This is a genomic window from Pseudarthrobacter sp. (genome assembly GCF_036675385.1).
Lineage (GTDB): Bacteria > Actinomycetota > Actinomycetes > Actinomycetales > Micrococcaceae > Arthrobacter.
On record NZ_JAKFFD010000009.1, the window covers coordinates 1 to 19,760 of the forward strand.

Genomic DNA, 19,760 nt, shown 5'->3' on the forward strand with positions numbered 1-19,760 from the left:
CTTCGCCGTCGATGAGGCCACGTTCCAGGAACGTCTCCATCCCGAAGGAATGGCTGAACCCGCCGGTGGGGAGCGCGGAGTCAGAGAGCTGCAGCAGCGGCAGCAGGTACGACGGCGGCTCGTTCACGCGCTCAGTGGGTGTGTTCGGCATGGCGGAACGGCACGGGCACCACACGTTCCTGGCGGGAGTACGGCACGCCAACGTGGATCAGGTAGTCCTCGATCGTGTGGTCGTACTGCACCACCATCACCTCGGCGGCATATTCACTGTCGGCGTCGAAGAACTGCGCCTGCATGTGCCGGTTGCCGAGGTTGTGCGCCACGACCCCCATTTCGCGCATGCTGCGCGCGGCGATTATAAGGACGTCGGTTGCCAGCGCAGTCACCACGATGACCGTTTTGTCGTCGCGGAACAGGATGTCGCCGTCGCGGAGATCCCGCACGGGGCCCGCGGCATCGCTGAGCCGGATACCCAGCTCACGGCCGTGATCGGTGGTCACCCGCTGGATTTTCTTGACGAGTTCCGCGCTCGGCAGCAGGACCTGCTCTTCGTGGAGGCCGGCCAGTTCGCCGTCGGGGAGATCGTGCCGGTTGGCGATGACGTGGTCGATGATCATATATGCCCCCTTAGGGATATGTGTCTAGAAGAGGAAGTAGCGCTGCGCCATGGGCAGCACCGTCGAGGGCTCCGCCGTGATGGGCTCGCCGTCGACAGTCACCTCGTAAGTTTCCGGGTCAACGCCGATATCCGGCGTCGCGCCGTTGTGTTTCATATCTGCCTTGGTGAGCGTACGGATACCGCTCACCGGCCGGATCACGCGGTGCAGGCCCAGCTGCTCGGGGACTCCGGCGGCGATGGCGGCCTTGGAAAGAAACGTGATCGAGGAGGCATGTACCGCGGTGCCGAGCGCCCCGAAGTTGCCGCGCAGGACGCGTGGCTGCGGGGTGGGGATCGAGGCGTTCGGATCTCCCATAACGCTCATGACGGCCTGCCCGCCCTTGAGCACGAGCTCAGGCTTGACGCCGAAGAACATCGGGTCCCAGAGCACGAGGTCGGCGAATTTGCCCTCCTCGATGCTTCCGACCGAGTCCGCGATGCCGTGGGCGATCGCCGGGTTGATCGTGTATTTGGCCACGTAGCGCTTGAGCCGGAAGTTGTCCCCCACCTCGGGGTCGCCGTCGAGCTTTCCGCGTTGGCGCTTCATGGCGTCCGCTACCTGCCAGGTGCGCAGGACCACCTCGCCCACCCGGCCCATGGCCTGGGAATCGGAGCTGGTGATGGAGAAGATGCCCATGTCGTGCAGCACGTCCTCCGCTGCGATGGTCTCCTTGCGGATCCGCGAATCGGCGAAGGCCACATCCTCGGGGATGTCCGGGCTCAGGTGGTGGCAGACCATCAGCATGTCGAGGTGTTCGTCGATGGTGTTGACCGTGTACGGCAGGGTGGGATTGGTCGACGCCGGCAGGACGTTGGGCAGCGCCGCGATCTTGATGATGTCCGGGGCATGCCCGCCGCCGGCGCCTTCGGTGTGGAACGTGTGGATGACGCGGCCGCCGATGGCCCGGATGGTGTCTTCGACGAAGCCGCACTCGTTGAGCGTGTCGGAGTGGATGGCCACCTGCACGTCATACTCGTCGGCCACGCGCAGCGACATGTCGATCGAGGACGTGGTGGCGCCCCAGTCCTCGTGCACCTTCAGCCCGATGGCGCCGGCCCGGATCTGCTCCGTGAGGGGCTCGATTGCACTGGCGTGGCCTTTGCCGAGCAGGCCGACATTGATCGGGAGGTTCTCCACGGCTTGAAGCATGCGTGAAATGTGCCAGGCGCCCGGCGTCACGGTGGTGGCCTTGCTCCCATCGCTTGGTCCAGTGCCGCCGCCGATCATGGTGGTGACTCCCGAGGCCAGTGCCACCGGCACCTGGTCGGGGCTCACGAAGTGCACGTGCGTGTCTATGCCGCCTGCGGTGAGGATCTTGCCCTCACCCGCGATGATGTCGGTGGCGACGCCGATGGTGATGTTCACGCCCCGGGAAATCTGGGGGTTGCCGGCCTTGCCGATCTTGAAGATGTGCCCGTCCCGCAGGGCCACATCGGCCTTGTAGATGCCGGTGTAGTCAAACACGATCACGTTCGTGATCACGGTGTCCGGGATGTCCTTGTCCCGGACCAGCTGCCCGTTCTGGCCCATGCCGTCACGGATGACCTTGCCGCCGCCAAAAACGACTTCTTCGCCGTAGTTGGTGTGGTCGTGCTCAATCTCGAGGAACAGATCAGTGTCGGCCAGGCGGACGGCGTCGCCCGTGGTGGGGCCGTAGAGGTCCGAGTACTGTTTGCGGCTCAGTTCGAAGCTCATTTGGTGTCGTCCTGGAGGGAGATCAGGCCGCGGCTCGCCGCTAGCGGGCCGTTGATGCGGTCCCGGAATCCGAACACCGCACGCTCGCCCGAGAGAGCGAGCAGGTTGACCGTCTTGGCATCTCCGGGCTCGAACCGCACCGCGGTTCCCGCCGGGATGTCCAGCCGGAAGCCGTGGGCCGCGTCCCGGTCGAATTCGAGGGCGTCGTTCACCTCGAAGAAATGGTAATGCGACCCCACCTGGATGGGGCGGTCACCGCGATTGATCACGGCGAGGGCGCGGGGAATGAGGCCCGCATTGCACGTGACGGGCTCTGTCCGAAGGATGTATTCGCCGGGTTTCATGGGGGTTCTCCTACGCCTAGCGAATGGGGTTGTGCACGGTGACGAGCTTGGTGCCGTCCGGGAACGTCGCTTCGACCTGGACGTCATGGATCATGTCGGCGACACCTTCCATAACATCGTCCCTGGTCAGGATGGTGGTGCCGTAGCTCATGAGGTCCGCGACCCGGCGTCCATCACGGGCGCCCTCGACCAGCTCATACGTAAGAATCGCGATGGATTCCGGATGGTTGAGCTTAAGTCCGCGCTTCTGCCGCCGTCGTGCAAGATCGGCAGCAACCACGATCATCAGTTTTTCATTTTCGCGTGGCGTCAGATGCATAAAAGCCTCCTCATCATTCGCGATAAATCGCGAGTTCCCACTCGTTATCTACAACCGGCCAAAGAAGCGCCCGGGAGGCCCGTGGATGACTGAAGACTATCAGAGTCAACCCGCAGGTCAGGCTCGAACCCACTCCCGCACGAGCGCCACGAATTCTTCCTGCCGGGCTTCCGCCGCCTCCGCGCTTGGAAAAATCACCTGGCCGCGGTCCCGCCCGATCATTTCCAACAGCCCGCTCCATTTGGAGGCGTCAAAAGGAAAGTCATCCTCGAGGGCCTTTGCGCCGCCGTGAAAAATCAGCTGCACTTGATGAAGCGGCCGCAGGTTAAAGGTGGCCCGGTCAACAGAGTTGAAGCAGAAGCTCGGCGCCTTCGGTCCGGCCGGGCGGGAACACCGGCCGGACCTTTTCGCTGGAGCCAGGCATGCCCGAACGGCTCAGCCGATCAGCGCCAGCACGGCCCCGGCGTTCACAACGCCGCCGGCTTCTGCGCGGATCCCGGTCAGCATTCCGGCGCGGTGGGCGGTCACCTGCGTCTCCATCTTCATCGCCTCAAGCACGACGACGGCGTCCCCCGCCGAAACCTCGGCGCCCGGCTCCACGAGCCACTTGACCACGGTCCCGGCCATGTCGGCCCGCAGCTCGCCGGGATCAGCGGCACCTGCCGCAGCACCGCCGTCGGCAGCGCCGTCCAAACCAGCCCCGTCAAGGGAGACCCCCGCCGGAACGCCTGCACCGGAGCGCGCCCAGCCATCCAGCAGGTCAGCGGGCAGGCCGACGGCGAGGCGCCGGCCGTCGACGTCAACGGTAATGGTGCGCCGCTCACCGTCCGGAACGGACGTGCCGAACTCCGGATCCGCCGCGATGGAATCCGCAAAGTCAGTCTCGATCCAGCGGGTGTGGATGCCGAGCGCGGTCTCCGACGTGAAGTCCGGCGCCTGGACCACGGCCCGGTGGAACGGCAGGACGGTGGCCACGCCGGTGATCTCCATCTCGGCGAGGGCACGGCGGGCACGGCGGAGCGCCTGCTGGCGGTCGGCGCCGGTGACGATCAGCTTGGCCAGCAACGAATCGAACTGCGGCGCCACGATGGAGCCGGAGCGGACCCCGGAGTCCAGACGGATGCCAGGTCCCGTGGGGCCACTGAACGTCGCGACGGTGCCTGGCGACGGCAGGAAGCCCCGGCCCACATCCTCGGCGTTGAGCCGGAACTCGAACGAGTGGCCGCGCGGCGCGGGATCGGCGGTGAAGCGCAGCGGCTCTCCGGCGGCGATCCGGAACTGCTCCTGGACCAGGTCCACGCCGGTGGTCTCCTCGGTGATGGGGTGCTCCACCTGCAGGCGCGTGTTCACTTCGAGGAACGCGACGGTGCCGTCGGCGGCCACCAGGAACTCCACCGTCCCGGCCCCCGAATAGGAGGCTTCGCGGCACACTGCCTTGGCGGCGTCGTAAATCAGCTGGGTCTGCTGATCGGTCAGGAAGGGTGCGGGGGCCTCTTCCACCAGTTTCTGGTGCCGGCGCTGCAGCGAGCAGTCGCGGGTGCCCACCACCACCACGTTGCCGTGCTGGTCCGCCAGGACCTGGGCCTCCACATGCCGGGGCCGGTCAAGGTAACGCTCCACAAAGCACTCGCCACGGCCGAAGGCCACCACTGCTTCGCGGACCGCGGAATCGAAGGACTCCTCGATCTGGTCCATCTCGCGGACCACTTTCAGCCCGCGTCCGCCGCCGCCGAACGCCGCCTTGATGGCGATCGGCAGGCCGTGCTGTTCGGCAAACTCACGGACCTCCGCGGCCGAAGCCACCGGACCGTCGGTGCCGGCCACCAAGGGGGCGCCGGCGCGGACGGCGATCTCGCGGGCCGTGATCTTGTTGCCGAGCTGCCGGATGGCCTCCGGGTTAGGCCCGATCCAGGTCAGGCCGGCATCCAGGACCGCCTGGGCAAAGCCGGCGTTCTCGGACAGGAAGCCGTATCCCGGGTGCACCGCGTCCGCTCCGGACTCCGCAGCCACGCGCAGCAGGTTGGGGATATCGAGGTACGTTTCCGAGGGCGCGTTGCCGCCCAGGCTGTACGCCTCGGTGGCGGCGCCCACGTGCATGGCGTCGGCATCCACGTCCGCGTAGACAGCCACGGACTCCAGTCCGGCGTCCTCGCAGGCGCGGGCGATGCGGACGGCGATTTCTCCGCGGTTGGCGATCAGGACCTTGCGCATCAGTTGCTCACTTTGTCTGGGAATCTTTTGTCTGGGAAATGTCAGGGGAAGAATGGGAAAAGCCGGTGGGCAGTCCGTAGCCGGGAGCCCAGCGGAACCGGATGGACCCGCCGATGGGAACCTGGGCGGCCAGGTCCAGCTGGTGGTCAACCACCACGCCGATCACGGGGTAGCCACCGGTGATGGGGTGGTCGGCCAGGAAGAGTACGGGCTGTCCTTCCGGCGGGATCTGGAGCGCGCCAGCCATGGTTCCCTCGCTGGGCAGTTCACCGTCCCGGCTTCGGCTGAGCGGCTGGCCGTCCAGCCGCATGCCCACTCGGTTGGAGCGGGGCGTCACCGCCCACTCCTGGGCGCAGAGCGATTCCAATGCTGCGGCGTCGAACCAGTCATCGCGGGGTCCGGGAACGATGTCCAGGACCGTGACGCCGATGTCCGGAAAGTCGGGCTGCAGTTCGGGGTTGCCCACCACGTTGGAGGACGTGGCGGCGCCGGCTCCCAGCAGTTGCCCGGCGGCCAGCGGTGCAGGTCCGATCCCGGACATGGTGTCCGTGGACCGGCTCCCGAGCACCGCATCGACTGCTGCGCCGCCGCGGATGGCCAGGTAGCTGCGGAAGCCGCGCTCGGGTGCGCCGATGGTCAGGATCTCGCCGTCCAGCAGGGCAAACGCGGTGGCCATGGGCACTTCGCGCACCCGCTCGGACTGGACAAACTCGGACTGGCCATCTTCGTCGTCCGAAGCGTCCGGGTCGGGAACGTCCGACGGCGTCACTACAGTCAGTGCCGAGGGCGCGCCGGCCACTGCCAGCACCTGGTCCCCCACGGCCTGGACGCGCAGCCCGCCGGCAACGGATTCGACGACGGCGGCCGACGGGTCGTTGCCCACGATCCGGTTGGCGCGGCGCAGGGAGGAGCGGTCCAGTGCCCCGGCTGAGGACACGCCGAGCCCGGCGTGACCGGGGCGGCCGAGGTCCTGGATCAGGCTCTGGAGCCCCGGCGACAGGATCAGCAGTCCGGATTGGACGTCCGGTTCATGGGCAGCAAGGGCGGCGGCATCCACGGCAGCGTGCGGCACCGCGACTTCAATGAGCTCGCGTACCGCGCTGAACCGCACGCGGTCACCGGGCGCGGCCAGGGCCGGCTGCTCCCGGCTGAGGTCCCACATGTGGGCTGCGGTGCGGCCGATCAGCTGCCAGCCGCCCGGGGATTTCCGCGGGTACACGGCCGAATAGTTGCCGGCCAGGGCCACGGAACCTGCGGGGACGGCGGTCCGGGGCGAACTCCGGCGCGGGACTTCAAGTACCTGGTTTTCCCCCACCATGTAGCTGAAGCCCGGCGCGAAGCCACCGAACGCAACCGTCCAGACCTGCCCCGTGTGGGCTGCAATGACGCCGTCAGCGCCCAGCCCGGTGAGCCGACCCACTTCGGCGAGGTCGTCGCCGTCGTACACGGTCTCAATCTGTACCAGTTTGCCTTCGGCGTGGGACTGGACCGTCAGGTCCATCTCCAGCAGCCGGGCCGCCATCCGGCGCGCCGCAGCGGGTGAATCCGCCTTTACCATCACGGTTTCGGCGGCGGCCAGGACGTCCACCTGGCCGGGCAGCGGCTGCTCCAGCAGGAGGGCCTGGAGGGCAAGGACGTCGTGGAGCCCGGAGAGTTCGGCGAGCACCGCCGTCGTACCTACCGGCCGGACGGTGAGCACTCGGGCCGCGGCTGTTGGCTTGCTGACTGTTTCCATGGGGATCAGGCCGCGCCGCTCAGGCGCGGCTCTCCTGCGAGTCGTCGCGGTGCAGCAGGCGGAGGTCCTCTTCCGGCTGCGGGTCGCGGCCCAGGCGCATACCCACGATGGTGATGATGGCCGTCAGGAGGATGTACCCGGCGATCAGGTACCAGCCGCCGGATGCTGCGCCGTAAAGGGCGGTGAAGATCAACGGAGCCACAGCGCCGCCGATGACGCCGGCAAGCGTGTAGGCCAGCGAGCTGCCGGCGTAGCGGAGGCGGGCCGGGAACTGCTCGGTGATGAACGCTGCCTGCGGGCCGTACATAAAGGCGTGCAGGGCCAGTCCGATCACCACACCGATGATCAGCATCACCACGGACTTGCCCGCGATCATCAGGAAGAACAGGGGAATGTAGACGGCGGTGGCGGCAGCGGCAATGCCGTAAACCCAGCGGCGGTTGAACCGGTCGGTCAGGGCGCCGGCGAGCGGGATGAGGAAGAGCTGGAACGCGGAGCCGATCAGGATGGCGGCCAGCACGTTGCCGGTGGTCATGCCCAGTTCCTTGGTGGCGTAAACGGCCACAAAAACGGTGAACAGTGCGTAGAGCACGTCCGGGCAGACGCGGGACAGTGCGGCGGCGATCAGCGCACGGGGCTGGGTGGTGAAGACTTCCTTGATGGGCGCCTTCGGCTGGTCGCCGTGGGCCGCGATGGCCTTGAAGACCGGGGTTTCCTCGAGCTTGAGGCGGATGATCAGGCCGAAGACCACCAGCAGGGCGGAGGCCAGGAAGGCTACCCGCCAGCCCCAGGAGAGGAACGCTTCGGTGCTCAGCGAGGCTGCCAGGATCGCAAGTACGCCGTTGGCCATCAGGTTGCCGGCGGGCGGGCCGATCTGGGCTGCGGAGGACCAGAATCCGCGCTTGTTGGGGTCGCCGAATTCGCTGGATAGCAGCACAGCGCCGCCCCATTCACCGCCGACGCCGATGCCCTGGGCCAGGCGCAGGAGCACCAGGAGGATGGGGGCCCAGATGCCGATCGCGGTGTAGTCCGGCAGCGCACCGATGAGGACGGTGGCGACGCCGATCAGCACCAGGGTGAAGACCAGTACGTACTTGCGGCCCACCTTGTCGCCGAGCCGCCCGAACACGATGCCGCCGATGGGGCGGGCGAGGTAGCCCACCGCAAAGGCGGAGAAGGACAGCAGGAGGCCTACGAATTCATCATCCGAGGGGAAGAAAATCTTGGGGAAGACGAGGGCTGACGCCACCGAGTAGATGGCGAAGTCGTAGTACTCAAGCGAGGTGCCGGTGAGGCTGGCGACGTACGCCTTGAGCGCGCCGGGCGGCGGCTTCCTTGCCGCGGCCTTTGCGGCCTTGTTCGTGCTGGTCATGGTTTCCTCCGGGGGAATGAGGGGTGGTGCGGGGGCCTGGGTGCGGCCATGGGATGGGGCTAGCGGAACGAGCCGATGCTCACGCCGGCGTCGCCGAGAGCGGACTTCACTGCAGTGGCCATCGCTACGGCCCCCGGTGAGTCACCATGCACGCAGATGCTTTCCGCGCGGATTTTGAGGGTGGACCCGTCAATTGTGCGGACGGAGGATTCCGTGGCCATCCGTAGGACATGTTCCGCCACTTGTTCCGGATCCTCAAGGACTGCTCCGGGGAGGGAGCGCGACACCAGGGTGCCGTCGGGGTTGTAGGCCCTGTCCGCGAACGCTTCGGTCACGGCGCGCAAGCCGGCTTTCTCTGCAAGCCGCAGGACTTCCGAACCGGGGAGGCCGAGGATCGGAAGGTTGGGGTCAACCGATTTCACGGCGTCGACGACGGCCTGGGCCTGCGCTGTGTGCGTCACGATGGCGTTGTACAGTCCGCCGTGCGGCTTCACATACCGGACTTGGGTTCCTTCAACGGCGGCCAGGGCCTGCAGGGCACCGATCTGGTACACCACGTCGTCGGCCAGTTCCGCGGGGCTGATGTCCATAAAACGGCGTCCGAAACCGGCGAGGTCCCGGTAGCCGACGTGGGCACCAATAGCGACGCCGGCAGCAGCAGCCTCGCGGCAGGTCCTGCGGATGACGCTGGGATCGCCGGCGTGGAATCCGCAGGCCACGTTCGCGCTCGAAACCGAGCCGAACATGGCCAGGTCATCGCCGAGGCTCCAGCGGCCGAAGGACTCGCCGACGTCGCTGTTCAGGTCAATCGTTGCCATTTGTGATCCCCGTCTCATTGAGTGGTCCTACTAGGATGCACTAAATTTACGGATTGTTCAACAATCCTTCGATTCCACAATGTGACGATCGTGTAAATTCTCGAGTATGGCCTCTTCAGAACCGATCGTCCCCTCTTCCCGCGTTTCGGCGAATCACTCGGCGACGCGGACCGCCTCGGGCCGCCTGCGGGTGGCCGTTCCGTCCGTGGCTGAGCGGGTGGCGGATGAACTCCGCCTGCAGCTGGCGGAGGGAGCATTGCTTCCCGGAACGCGGCTCACCGAATCCACCATCGCCGAGGACCTGGGCGTCTCCCGCAACACGGTGCGCGAGGCCTTCGTGGAACTTGCCAGCGAACGCCTGGTGGTCCGCCATCCCAACCGCGGCGTCTTCGTGGCAAGCCTGGAGGCGGGGGACGTCCACGACGTCTATACCGTCCGGCGCGCCATCGAGGTCAGCGCGCTGCGTGCCGGAGGCAGCCCGGAGGACGTGGCCGCCGTCCGGGCCGCCGTCGACGAAGGCAAACGAGCTGCGGCAGCCGGTGACGACGAAGCCCTGGGCACCGCCAACCAGCACTTCCACGGCGCCATTGTGGCCATGGCCGGAAGCCCGCGGCTGAACAGCATCATGGGCCAGGTCCTGGCCGAAATGCGCCTGTTTTTCCACAAAGCCACCGTGGACGCGCAGTTTTACCAGCACTACCTGCCGGACAACGAAGCGATCTGCCTGGCCCTGGAAGCCGGGGAACTGGACCGCGCGGCCGACCTTCTCCTGGCGTACCTGGACCGCTCCGAAGACAACCTGAGCGAGGTGCACGGCGAGGCCGGAACAGACTGAGCCGTTAGGCTGGACGAATGAAACGCCGCCTTGCAGCCCTGTCCGCCGTCCCCCTGATGCTCCTCCTCTCCGCCTGCGGATCGGTCCAGGAAGTCGCTGAAACCACCGCGAACGATGCCGCGTCCAAGGTGGCAACCGCAGCCTCGGACGAGGTCAGGAAGCAGGTCTGCACGGTGGTGGAGGACGGGCTGGTCAGCGTCCAGGACAAGGCATTGCTGGGCGGGCTGGTGTCCGCCGCGGACACTGCCGGGGTGCCTGCGGAAATTACGACGCCGCTGGGCCAGATCGCCGAAGCCGGAGACCAGGTGCCGGCTGAGTCAGTCACAGCACTGACGGAAGCCTGCTCGGCTTAGCGCTTGCCTTTTTTGCGTGAGCCCTTGCCGCGGCCCTTGTCCGGATTCGGGGCGTAACGCTGGGCCACCTTCGGTTTCTTGACCGCGGGGCCGCGCCGGTCCGGCTTCGGCTCCTTCTTGGGCTTCTCCTGCTGGGCCGACGGCTGCCGGGAGCTCGCCGCGGTGCGGCCGCGGACAATCCCGATGAACTCCTCGATGATGTCGTCCGAGGAGTCGCTGGGCCAGGCCAGCGCGATCTCCGTGACCGGGGCACCCGTCAGCCGGCGGGCCACGGTGTCCTTGACGTTGAAATGCCTGGCCACGGACATGGGCAAAATCACCAGGCCCGCACCGGACGCCACCACCTGCATGGCCGCTTCGGGGCCACCCATTTCGGCGACGTCCAGGAAAGTCTCTGCCGAGAGATCGGCCAGGGCCACTTCCTCAAACACCGAAATCTCGTGCCCCTTGGGCGCCACTACCACGGGCTGCTCCTCATACAGCGGGATCACGTTGAGGCCTTCCCGCTCCACCGGAAGCCGGACAAAGCTGAGGTCCGCGGAACCGTCACGCAATACGGAAAGCTGGGCGCCGTCGTCGGACATAAACGACTCCAGCGGGATGTCCAGCACGCGCTCTTCCCAGCGGCGGATCCACTTGCCCGGGGTTACGCCGGGCACATAGGCGAAGCGGAGCACACGGGGCGCCTCCGGCTCCGGCGATTCGTCGGGGCTGGCGTTCTGGGGGGATTCATTGTCTGCGGGCACGTCTTCACAGTACCGCCCGCGCGGCCCCGCACTGCCGGAGCTGGTGCGAAGCTGGTGCGGAGCTGGTGCCTTTCAGCCGGGCAGCCGGATACCCTTGAACCATGACCTCTGCAAACTCCCAGTCCATGAAGCCGGCCACCGTTGCCAAGAAGCTTGGCATCTACCTGCCGGCAACACCGCAGGAGTTCCAGGATTCAACCATCAGCCGCGCCGATTTCGCCGAACTACAGTCCAACCCGCCGGGGTGGCTCGTGGAGCTCCGCCGTAACGGCCCGCACCCCCGCCCGGTGGTGGCCCAGAAGCTGAACGTCTCCATCAGCGGCCTGGCCCGCGGCGGTGTTGAGGAAGCGCTGACGACGGCGGAAATCACCGCGCTGCTGCAGGCTCCCCCGGCCTGGCTGGTCGCCGAGCGCTCCACCCACGCCGCCGTCCGCACCGAAGCCCAGCGCGTCAAGGACGAGGCTGCCAAAAAGGACGCCAAGAAAGCCCGCGCCCAGGCCGAGTAACTCCCGCTGGCTGAGTCCCGCGGGAGCGTCAGTCCTGGTGCAGCTGCACGAAGTTGCCGCAGCCGTCGTCGAAGACTGCACTGATCCCGGACGGATCCTCTGACGGCTCGCCCTGGAATTTCACGCCGGCGGCCACCAGCCGGTTGTACTCGGCCTGCACATCCGGAACGCCGAAGGTGATGGCCGCGAGCCCGGCGTCGTGCAGTGCGTTCATGTAGTTCGCACCGATCGGGTTGTCGCTGGGCTCCAGCAGCAGCCCCACCGACCCGGCGTCGGAGCCTGGATCCTTGATGATGAAGAGGTTGTACTCGGGCATCGCCATCAGGGTCTCGAACCCGAGGGTCCCGGTGTAGAACGTATGGGCGGCGGCCGGATCCTGGACGTGGATGCTGCACATTTTCAGTCTCATGGTCCTAAGCTACCGGCCCGCAGCAGGCGTGCGAACCTTCAGCGGAGAAGAGCCGTCCTACGTGTCCATCAGAGCTGCCAGCCCGGAGATTAGCGGTCTCCAGGGCCCAGACCGAAGGCACATCCGCCAGGCAGCTGGCCTCCGCAACCGCATCGCTGCGCAGGCCGCGGTGAAATGTGGCGTGGACTCGGCCGTGGATCCGGATTCGAAGATGTCTTTCGGTGACATCGTAGGCGGAGCCGAAGTCCCGTGAGCTGGACACCATCTCCTTTCACCAGTGGCGCGCGACAACTGCCGACGTGAGGTGACACGAGAGCTGCGCATTCCGGCCCTCTTCGAAACTGGCCGATAAGGGACCTTCCATCAAGCAAATTGCGTTCCCTAGCAGTAACAGCCGCGCCGGCGGGCAAGAGGTTCAGCCCAGCTTGGCGTGGCGCAGGTACTGGTAGACGGTCTCCCGGCTCATCCCGTAGTCACGGGCAAGGAGGGCTTTAGGTACACCGCTGCTGGCGCGCTGGACCAGCTCGGCTGCCCGTTCCGGCGTGAGAGTCTTTTTCGTCCTTTATAGGCGCCGCGCTGCTTGGCCAGAGCGATGCCTTACCTTTGGCGTTCCCTGATGAGGGAGCGTTCGAATTCGGCGAAGGCGCCCATGACTGAGAGCATGAGGTTGGCCATGGGCGAGTCCTCGCCGGTGAAGACGAGGCCTTCTTTGGCGAACTCCACCCGCACTCCTTTGCGTGTCAGACCCTGGACGAGCGCACGTAGGTCGTCGAGGTTGCGGGCGAGCCGGTCCATGCTGTGCACAACCAGGGTGTCCCCGTCACGGGCGAACCGCAGCAGCTCTGTGAGCTGTGGCCTGGCGGTGTCCCTGCCGGAGGCCTTGTCCATGAAGACCCTGTCCAGGACCTGGCCTTCGAGCTGGCGCTTCTCGTTCTGATCCAGAGTGCTCACTCGCACATATCCGATCCGCTGGCCAGCCACGATTTCCTCCAACCTTCGCGGTGGTCGCAACACTTAGCGAGTGAAGAGTGTTGTGCGGAGTTGTCGTCGGCGTATCGGCATGAGTTGGCGCAGCGGTTCTGGGCGGCGTTGCAGGCTGGTCAGTTCCTAAGCGAAACGGTGGCCGGTGCCGATGCTGCGGGGATGGCGTTGTCGACGAGGACGACGGCGATGGCGGCGGCGGTAGCGAAGGTGTCGGTGTTGAGGACTCGGCTGCGGGCCGAGGCGCCATCCAGGAGCAGCGCCAGTTGCTCACCGAGCCGCTCGGGGTCGTTGGCGCCGGCCTCGCGGGCGGCATCGGTGAGCCGCGCCGCAAATGCCTTCTTGTAGTCACTGGCGAGTACGCGTGCCGGGTGGCCCGGGTCGGGGATCTCGACGGCCGCCGCGATGAACGGACACAGGGGCGCGTGGATATCGAAGACGGCGAGGAGTCGTTCGCGAGGTGTTAGGTCGGTGCGGTCGAAGACTTCGGGCAGGATGTCGGGATCGAATCCGCGTAGGCATTCGGCGATCAGCTCGTCCTTTCCGGTGAAGTGCTGGTAGAGCGTGCGCTTGGACACCTTGGCCACCGAGCAGAGCTGGTCCATGCCGGTGCAGTTGATGCCTTGGTCACGGAACAGTTGTTGTGACGCGCTGAGGATGCGCTCTCGTGCGCCCCTGCCGCGGCGCAGGCCTCGCGGTCCCTTCTCCAACTCCGTCATACGCTCCAGCATACCCCACTCGGTACCGATCGGTGTGCATAGCTTGACACCTCGCAGACCCGCCCGATACGTTAAGTACGCAGATCGGTGTACTTAACATCGGCACGGTACATGAATGGAGTAGTCATGGGAAAGCTCGATGGCAAGGTTGCGGTGATCACAGGCGCGACTAGCGGGATGGCGCTGGCCGGTGCGAAGTTGTTCGTTGAAGAAGGCGCTCACGTTTTCATTTCGGGCCGGCGGCAGGACGCGGTGGACGAAGCGGTCAAGCTGATCGGCCGGAACGTGACCGGTGTGCAGGCCGATTCGGCCAGCCTCGATGATCTGGACCGTTTGTTCGAGACGGTCAAGCGGGAAAAGGGCTCGATCGACGTGCTGTGGGCAAGCGCTGGGGGCGGAGCGCAGGGCAGGCTCGGCGAGATCACCGAGGAGCAGTTCGATGCCGCCTTCTCGCTGAACGCGCGCGGCACGCTGTTCACGGTCCAGAAGGCGCTGCCGCTGTTCAACGACGGAGGCTCGATCTTTATGACCGGATCCAACGCGTCACTCCGGGGCTACCCCGAATGGAGCGTGTACGCAGCGAGCAAGGCCGTTCTTCCCGCCTTCGCGCGGGTATGGGTTGCCGAGCTGAGAGACAGGAAGATCCGGGTGAACGTTCTTACCCCCGGCTCGGTCGCCACGCCGATGATGGGCGATGTGTTGAGCCCGGAGCTGAAAGAGATGTTCGCGTCTGTGATCCCGCGGCGAGAGATGGGCCACCCTGAAGAGATCGCGTCGGTCGCGTTGTTCCTCGCCTCGGACGACTCGAGCTACGTCAATGGCATGGAGCTGGTCGCCGACGGCGGCACCACAGTGATCTGAACCACGCTCCAGCAATCCCGCGGGCACACCCACAACAACCCGTCGCCGCAACGAACTGATCTCGAAACGGGCACGAATGAGACAGGGCGACACCTCGAGAACAAGAAAAGAGCACACCTCATGAGCAGCATCACCCTAATCGGTACGGGGAACATGGCCCGTACCATCGGCACGCTCGCAGTGGCGGGCGGCAATACCGTCGAGGTCATGGGACGCGATCAGTCCAAGGCCGATGGCCTGGCCAAGGCTCTGGGCGGCGGTGCGGCGACAGGCAAGTGGGGCGCCATCCCCGCCGGGGACATTGTCATCACGGCCCTGCTCTACGACGGAGTCGTTCCGGTCGTCGCCGAGTACGGAGACGCCCTCGCGGGCAAGGTCATCGTCGACATCAGCAACCCCTTCAACGCCACGTTCGACGGACTGGCCCACAGCGAGGAGACCTCGATCGCGCAGGAAGTCGCCAAGGTGGCCTCGGCCAGCGCCAGCGTGGTGAAGGCATTCAACACCATCTTCCGTAACGTCCTAGAGAAGGGCCGGCCCGACGTCTTCATCGCGGGCGACAATGCGCACGCCAAGGCGGACGTGGCGGCATTCATCGGGAGCCTCGGGCTGCGCCCGCTGGACGTCGGCGGCCTGAAAATGGCGCACTGGCTCGAAGGAATGGGTCTGGTCACGGTAGGCCTCGCCGGCAACGGGGTCGGCCACTGGGACTTCGCCCTCGGCGCCAACGAATTCACCGGCTAAGCCCCGCGGTCCCCGGGCCGAGCAGCCGGCGAACAGCGCGCCGTGCTCGGCTGCTATAGGTCCGTTGATACCAGCCGCATGCGGTCGCCGCGGGCTTGCCGGTGGACGGGCGGCTGCGCATCGTCGACCGGTCCACCGTTCTCTCCACCCGCGTATCCATCTGACCCTGGTTGATCCGCTCGTGATCGACGTAACGGCCGCGTAGCCTGGTCCGGTGAGTCCTTCCGCCATCCCTCAGCGGGCACAGGAAGTAAGTCATCTGCACAGGGGCAGCCTCCCCACCTGCAACACGCTGATGACGGCTCGAGGCGGAACGCTGGGCGTCGCGAACTCGCTGCCGACGGCAGTCAGCGTGGGGGCCCAGGGCGTTCCTGAGTGACGACATGGCTTGCTTCGTTGGGCAGGACTGCGCTCGACATCACGCTGAAGAGATGGTCCGCGCGTGGCGCTAGCGAGGGCTGATCGTAGACCCACGCAGCCGCTGCGACTAGCGCGAACAAGTCAGTGCCGTCGATGTCGGCCCGCGCCACGCCCGCGCCCTGAGCGCGGGAGAGAAGCCGAGTGCCCGCATCGTGCAACGCAACGCACGAGACATTGAGTGCGGATTCGGTATCCTCGAGCGCGGCCACGAGCAGTCCCGAGAGACCCCGGTATTCGTGTGTGATCGCAACGCTGCCGCGGAACCATGTCAGTAGCGCATCCTCCGGCGTGCCTGACAACTCGAGGTCGGCCGCCTGAGCCCTCAGTTCATCGACGTCTGTACGAAGCAAGGCCTCAATCAGAGCCTCTCGCGTAGGAAAGTGACGGTAGAGGGTGCCGAGCCCGACGTCCGCTTTGCGGGCGACGTCACGCAGTGATGCATCGGCTCCGTGCTCGCTCACGACTTCGCGCGCGACCACGAGCAGGCGATCGTAGTTCTTTCTGGCGTCGGCTCGCATATGTCTCCCTGGTCAGCAAGTGGGGCGGTGCTTTGCATAATCGGTGCACCGATCCACTTAGACTAACCCGCCTACGGCGCAAGCGGAGAGAGACCGGCCCCCGGCTATCGAGTTGCGATTGCCAGCGCCGCGCGGATGGCGTTCTCACCGGCGGGTCGGCCCGACTCGACCGAAGAGGACCCATACGGGGTACCCCACACCGGCGTGCCCGTCGCCTGCCGCCAGCTGTCGGCCAGCGATCCAGCGTTTATCACGCTGTACCCGATGGAGTCGATGAATTCGGTAACCGCCGCCTTCGCCGGCGCGGAGTCGCCGGCGATCGGCAGGTACGTGCGGTCCGCCGCCCTAGCCGGGCGGCCGAGGGACAGCAGGTGCTTGTAGAAGATGTTGTTGAACGCCTTCACGAGCAGGGCGTCCGGAATGTACCGCTGCAGCAGTTCGCTCGAGGTGAGCGACGTACCGTCGAGCTCAGGGATGTGCCCGTCGCGTTCGGGGCCGTAGTTGCAGGTGTCGATGACCATTTTTCCTGCCAACGGCGCGACGGGCAGATCCGGGAACGCGCTGGCCGGCACCGTGACCACCACGATGTCGCCGGCCGCCGCGGCTTCCGCGCTCGTCGCCGCGGATGCCCGTAGCCCGAGTTCGGCGACCGTAGCCGCGAGCGTTTCGGGACCGCGCGAGTTGCTGAGCACCACCCTATGCCCAGCGCCGATCGCGAGCCGGGCGAGAGTGGTGCCGATCTGTCCGCTGCCGATGATTCCCACGGTTGTCATGAGCGCCCCTCGGGGAAGTAGTGGCCGTTGTCCAAGTCGGCGATCAGGCCGGGCTGTGTGGGTTCCCAGCCGAGGGCCTCCCGGGTGATGACGTTGGACGTCGGGTAACTCTGCGTGACGATGTTCGCGATGAATCCGAAGTACCCCGGCAGCATCAGTTCGTCCAGGGGAATGCTCACGGCGGGCAAACTTAGGCGGCTGCCGATGGCCTCGGCGATCTCGCGGAAGGGAATTCCTTCGTCTTCGACCGCGTGCCAGTATCGGCCAGCCTCACCTTTTTCCAGCGCCAGTCGGAACAACGGAGCGATATCGCGGATGTGCACGGCGTTCCAGACGTTCGCGCCGTCTCCGGGGTAGCCGGCGAAGCCCCGCTCCTTTGCCAGCGCGATCAGCATGGGCAGGAAGCCGGCACGGTCGCTTGTACCATGGGCGATATTGGCGATCCTCACGACCGAAGACCGCACCCCCTGCTCGGCCAGGCCGATAACGGTGGTTTCGACGATATTGCGCACCCGCAGGGTGCCCCTGTGCCCATCATCGACGAACAGAGCCGGGTCCTCCTCGGTGGCCGTACGGCCTAGCTGTCCGGCCGAGCCGACGCTCCCCGCCACGACCAGCGGCTTTCCCGTTCCCGCGAGTGCCTCACCGTAGGCGAGCATGACAGGGATTTCCGCCGCAGCCACAGCGTCCATCCCGCCCGTCGGGAGAAGGTCTTGCCGGTGAGCGACGTGGACGACTCCGTCGGAGTCAGCCGCTGCCTTTTTGAGCCCGTCAAGGTCCTGAAGGTCGCCACGGCGGACGGTCGCGCCGAGCGCTGTCAGCGCCGCCGCGGAAGCGTCCGATCGGGCAAGGCCTGTCACATCGTGCCCGGCGGCGATGAGTTCGGGGATGATGTGCGAACCGGAATGGCCGGTCCCGCCAGTGACGAAAATGCGCATGCTGCTGCTCCTTGCGTGTGATGCGGTGGATAAAAAAGGGGCGCGGCTGCGCTTAGTTGAGAGTGTTGATGCCGAGGGCGATGTTGAAGCCCGCGCCGTTCTGGGCCAGGCCCATCAGCAGCGGTCCCACCCCTTCCAGCCAGCGGGCCATCTCGAGGCCGCCGGCATCGAGCGGACGGAGTCCGAGGGACGTGACGAATGCCGACACAGTGGCCTTGGCTTCCGCGTCGTCTCCCGCGAAGAGTACGTCCCACGAGCCGTCCTGAGCTAGGACGTGACCGAAGACGGTGTTGAACGCCTTCACGACGTGCGCGCTCTCCGGGAGGACCTTGGCGATCTCCTGCGCACCGGAAGTACCCTCGGGAGTGACCACTCCGGTCGCGTCGGCGTTGAACGTATTTGAGATGTCGATGAGGACCTTGTCGGCCAGTGCACTCCCGTACCGGGCAGCGACCTGAACGGCGCTGGTGTATGGCACCGCCAGGACGACGATGTCGCCCGTAGGGACAGCGCCGAACGTCCCGACCGTGGCCCCGCCGCGGAGAGTGGCAGCCAGGCTCGTGGCCTTAGCCGCGTCACGCCCGATGAGCTCAACAGTGTTGCCGCCCCTGACCGCGCGAGCGGCTATTGCGTTGGTCATGCCGCCGAGGCCGATGAAACTGATGCTGCTCATAGGTGTGTACTCGCTTTCGCTGATCTGGACTTAGCTTTCTGTAATCAACCGCGAAGCGGTGATCGGGCGACGTATGTGCGCTCATCCCAGGACAGGAAGCTGAACTGCTCTAATCGGAGCAGTAGTCCGAATATACGGGGCAGTGCTCCGTTAAGCAAGCGCTAGAAGTAGGAGCAGCGATTTTCAAGCCGGACGGGTATCGCATTTGACCTCGCTCGCTGGGCCCGCTCGAACTCACCACACTCGAAGGTCGCTCTCGAGGTGCCAGTTCCGTTGTCGACAGGGGCTAGGAGAAGGCGCCATCAAATAATGATTCTGGACCGGGTCTTCACGGACAAAGCCTCAGGCAGAGATACCGACAGGCCACAACTGACCGAGCTGTTGCGGTTCGCCCGTGACGGGGACACCCTGATTGTGCACAGCACGGACCGGCTTGTCCGCAACCTCGATGACCTGCGCGCCCTAGTCCAAAGCCTCACGCGCAGAGGCGTGCGCGTGGAGTTCGTCAAAGAAGGACTTTCTTTACTGGCGAGGACTCCCCCATGGCCAATCTCATGCTCTCGGTCATGGGGGCCTTCGCTGAATTCGAACGCTCTCTCATCAGGGAACGCCAGCGGGAAGGCATCGTCCTGGCCAAACAGCGAGGCGCCTACAAAGGACGGAAGACCCTCACGCCGGAAAGGGCAGCCGAGCTGGCCCAGCGTGCAGACAGCAGTGTCCCGAAAGCCGTCCTTGCCCGGGAGTACGGGATCAGCAGGGAGGCCGTCTACCAGTACCTGCGACACACCGAGCTGGAGTGAGCCACTCCCCTGCCGGCGCCGCCATTGTGCCAAAGCAAACGCGACCGCAGCTTGACGGAAGGTAGGTTATCGGCTCTTAAAGCAGGGGAGTAGCAGTGGATGCTAGAACTCCGTTTCGCGAAGAACCTGACGTTCCCGCAGGTCAGGGGCGCTTAGTAAAATTATTTGCGATTTCGGCACGTCACTTGGATTTGGCCCGCCGCGACTGCAATCTAGCCTTCCTGCATCTATTGCATGCTTTCACGCATTGAGGGTTGCATGAATGGTAGTGTTCCGGTATTCCTCCCGCGACGCTCAGGGATCCCCCGCGTCGGCCTGTTCAGGGCGGTCG

Annotated in this window: 21 protein-coding genes and 2 pseudogenes; 6 read left to right on the forward strand and 17 right to left on the reverse strand. The window is 65.8% G+C overall.

What is annotated here, in order from left to right:
• Window positions 1–131: 131 nt before the first annotated feature.
• From ureE to V6M49_RS00885, 9 genes are all read right to left on the reverse strand, one after another.
• A complete protein-coding gene (ureE, locus tag V6M49_RS00845; RefSeq protein WP_332759494.1) occupies window positions 132–617 on the reverse strand; it encodes an urease accessory protein UreE in 486 nt (161 codons plus the stop codon).
• Window positions 618–641: 24 nt separating this feature from the next.
• Window positions 642–2,354, reverse strand: a complete 1,713-nt coding sequence (gene ureC / locus V6M49_RS00850) for an urease subunit alpha (RefSeq protein ID WP_332759495.1) — start codon at window positions 2,352–2,354, stop codon at window positions 642–644.
• On the reverse strand, window positions 2,351–2,698 hold the full coding sequence (locus tag V6M49_RS00855; RefSeq protein ID WP_332759496.1) for an urease subunit beta: 348 nt from the start codon (window positions 2,696–2,698) through the stop codon (window positions 2,351–2,353). Before V6M49_RS00855 ends, ureC begins: the two co-directional genes overlap by 4 nt.
• A gap of 16 nt (window positions 2,699–2,714) precedes the next feature.
• Window positions 2,715–3,017 carry an urease subunit gamma gene (locus tag V6M49_RS00860; RefSeq protein WP_332759497.1) on the reverse strand — a complete coding sequence of 101 codons (303 nt, stop codon included), beginning with the start codon at window positions 3,015–3,017 and terminating at the stop codon, window positions 2,715–2,717.
• Between the two features lie 117 nt (window positions 3,018–3,134).
• Window positions 3,135–3,323 (reverse strand): hypothetical protein, encoded by a 189-nt coding sequence (locus tag V6M49_RS00865; RefSeq protein WP_332759499.1) that lies wholly within the window; start codon window positions 3,321–3,323, stop codon window positions 3,135–3,137.
• Between the two features lie 129 nt (window positions 3,324–3,452).
• On the reverse strand, window positions 3,453–5,228 hold the full coding sequence (locus tag V6M49_RS00870) for an ATP-binding protein (protein WP_332759501.1): 1,776 nt from the start codon (window positions 5,226–5,228) through the stop codon (window positions 3,453–3,455).
• A gap of 7 nt (window positions 5,229–5,235) precedes the next feature.
• Entirely contained in the window at window positions 5,236–6,963 is a 1,728-nt protein-coding gene (locus V6M49_RS00875; protein ID WP_332759503.1) for a carboxyltransferase domain-containing protein, read from the reverse strand.
• A 19-nt stretch (window positions 6,964–6,982) separates the two neighbouring features.
• A complete protein-coding gene (locus V6M49_RS00880) occupies window positions 6,983–8,335 on the reverse strand; it encodes an MFS transporter (protein ID WP_332759505.1) in 1,353 nt (450 codons plus the stop codon).
• A 59-nt stretch (window positions 8,336–8,394) separates the two neighbouring features.
• Window positions 8,395–9,153, reverse strand: a complete 759-nt coding sequence (locus V6M49_RS00885; protein WP_332759506.1) for a LamB/YcsF family protein — start codon at window positions 9,151–9,153, stop codon at window positions 8,395–8,397.
• A 106-nt stretch (window positions 9,154–9,259) separates the two neighbouring features.
• Here V6M49_RS00885 and V6M49_RS00890 point away from each other — a divergent pair, with 106 nt between their 5' ends.
• Both V6M49_RS00890 and V6M49_RS00895 read left to right on the forward strand, forming a co-directional pair.
• Window positions 9,260–9,988 carry a GntR family transcriptional regulator gene (locus V6M49_RS00890; protein ID WP_332759508.1) on the forward strand — a complete coding sequence of 243 codons (729 nt, stop codon included), beginning with the start codon at window positions 9,260–9,262 and terminating at the stop codon, window positions 9,986–9,988.
• Between the two features lie 17 nt (window positions 9,989–10,005).
• Entirely contained in the window at window positions 10,006–10,341 is a 336-nt protein-coding gene (locus V6M49_RS00895; protein WP_141138952.1) for a hypothetical protein, read from the forward strand.
• Here V6M49_RS00895 and V6M49_RS00900 read toward each other — a convergent pair.
• Window positions 10,338–11,087 carry a LysR family transcriptional regulator substrate-binding protein gene (locus tag V6M49_RS00900; RefSeq protein WP_332759511.1) on the reverse strand — a complete coding sequence of 250 codons (750 nt, stop codon included), beginning with the start codon at window positions 11,085–11,087 and terminating at the stop codon, window positions 10,338–10,340. The genes V6M49_RS00895 and V6M49_RS00900 overlap by 4 nt on opposite strands.
• A gap of 101 nt (window positions 11,088–11,188) precedes the next feature.
• On the opposite strand from V6M49_RS00900, the gene V6M49_RS00905 reads away from it, so the two are divergent.
• On the forward strand, window positions 11,189–11,593 hold the full coding sequence (locus V6M49_RS00905; protein ID WP_332759512.1) for a DUF5997 family protein: 405 nt from the start codon (window positions 11,189–11,191) through the stop codon (window positions 11,591–11,593).
• A gap of 28 nt (window positions 11,594–11,621) precedes the next feature.
• On the opposite strand, the gene V6M49_RS00910 is transcribed toward V6M49_RS00905, so the two are convergent.
• From V6M49_RS00910 to V6M49_RS00920, 3 genes and pseudogenes are all read right to left on the reverse strand, one after another.
• Window positions 11,622–12,002 (reverse strand): VOC family protein, encoded by a 381-nt coding sequence (locus V6M49_RS00910; protein WP_332759513.1) that lies wholly within the window; start codon window positions 12,000–12,002, stop codon window positions 11,622–11,624.
• 415 nt (window positions 12,003–12,417) lie between these two features.
• Window positions 12,418–12,983 (reverse strand): annotated as a pseudogene (locus V6M49_RS00915) (recombinase family protein).
• A 119-nt stretch (window positions 12,984–13,102) separates the two neighbouring features.
• Entirely contained in the window at window positions 13,103–13,702 is a 600-nt protein-coding gene (locus V6M49_RS00920; RefSeq protein WP_332759515.1) for a TetR/AcrR family transcriptional regulator, read from the reverse strand.
• A gap of 126 nt (window positions 13,703–13,828) precedes the next feature.
• On the opposite strand from V6M49_RS00920, the gene V6M49_RS00925 reads away from it, so the two are divergent.
• On the forward strand, window positions 13,829–14,563 hold the full coding sequence (locus V6M49_RS00925) for an SDR family NAD(P)-dependent oxidoreductase (protein ID WP_332759516.1): 735 nt from the start codon (window positions 13,829–13,831) through the stop codon (window positions 14,561–14,563).
• 120 nt (window positions 14,564–14,683) lie between these two features.
• Complete coding sequence (locus V6M49_RS00930) at window positions 14,684–15,307, forward strand: NADPH-dependent F420 reductase (protein ID WP_332759517.1); 624 nt, start codon at window positions 14,684–14,686, stop codon at window positions 15,305–15,307.
• A gap of 347 nt (window positions 15,308–15,654) precedes the next feature.
• Here V6M49_RS00930 and V6M49_RS00935 read toward each other — a convergent pair whose 3' ends face one another.
• From V6M49_RS00935 to V6M49_RS00950, 4 genes are all read right to left on the reverse strand, one after another.
• A complete protein-coding gene (locus V6M49_RS00935) occupies window positions 15,655–16,245 on the reverse strand; it encodes a TetR/AcrR family transcriptional regulator (protein WP_332759518.1) in 591 nt (196 codons plus the stop codon).
• 104 nt (window positions 16,246–16,349) lie between these two features.
• Window positions 16,350–17,018, reverse strand: coding sequence for an NADPH-dependent F420 reductase (locus V6M49_RS00940; RefSeq protein ID WP_332759520.1), 669 nt, complete (start codon window positions 17,016–17,018; stop codon window positions 16,350–16,352).
• Window positions 17,015–17,956 carry an SDR family oxidoreductase gene (locus tag V6M49_RS00945; protein ID WP_332759522.1) on the reverse strand — a complete coding sequence of 314 codons (942 nt, stop codon included), beginning with the start codon at window positions 17,954–17,956 and terminating at the stop codon, window positions 17,015–17,017. The genes V6M49_RS00940 and V6M49_RS00945 overlap by 4 nt, the downstream gene beginning before the upstream one ends.
• A 52-nt stretch (window positions 17,957–18,008) precedes the next feature.
• Entirely contained in the window at window positions 18,009–18,629 is a 621-nt protein-coding gene (locus V6M49_RS00950) for an NADPH-dependent F420 reductase (protein WP_332759524.1), read from the reverse strand.
• Between the two features lie 312 nt (window positions 18,630–18,941).
• On the opposite strand from V6M49_RS00950, the pseudogene V6M49_RS00955 reads away from it, so the two are divergent.
• Window positions 18,942–19,429 (forward strand): annotated as a pseudogene (locus V6M49_RS00955) (recombinase family protein); the annotation flags it as partial.
• Between the last annotated feature and the right edge of the window lie 331 nt (window positions 19,430–19,760).